This is a genomic window from Streptomyces sp. NTD91, assembly GCF_059510455.1.
This window is the reverse complement of record NZ_JCAJZW010000195.1, coordinates 1-277: the sequence shown is the minus strand read 5'-3', so window position 1 is coordinate 277 and position 277 is coordinate 1. Positions and strand designations below refer to the sequence as shown.

The following is a 277-nucleotide window of genomic DNA, read 5'->3' as shown; positions in this document are numbered from 1 at the left end:
TGGTCAGTTGGTCGCCGGTGTCGAGTCGCTGACCCTCCGCGAGGCCACCGGCGCGCTCACCGCGACCGACGCCGGCAGGCCCGACGGCCTCTTCCAGATCGACTGGGCGAAGATACCCGCCAAGGACGGCTCCGCACCGGACCAGCCCCGCACCACACTCCCCGAGGTCGATGAGGAAGTCACCGGTGACCTCCTACTCCGCGTCGAACGCGCGGCCGGCGACGACGCCGAGGCGGCACACGCGCTCACCGCGCACGTACTCGGCCTGGTCCGTGAG

General features: G+C 71.8%; 1 protein-coding gene. It reads left to right on the top strand.

Annotation, left to right across the window (positions count from 1 at the left end):
- On the top strand, window positions 1–277 hold a 277-nt coding region (locus AC5WRT_RS39205; RefSeq protein WP_496101129.1), incomplete at both ends, for a hypothetical protein.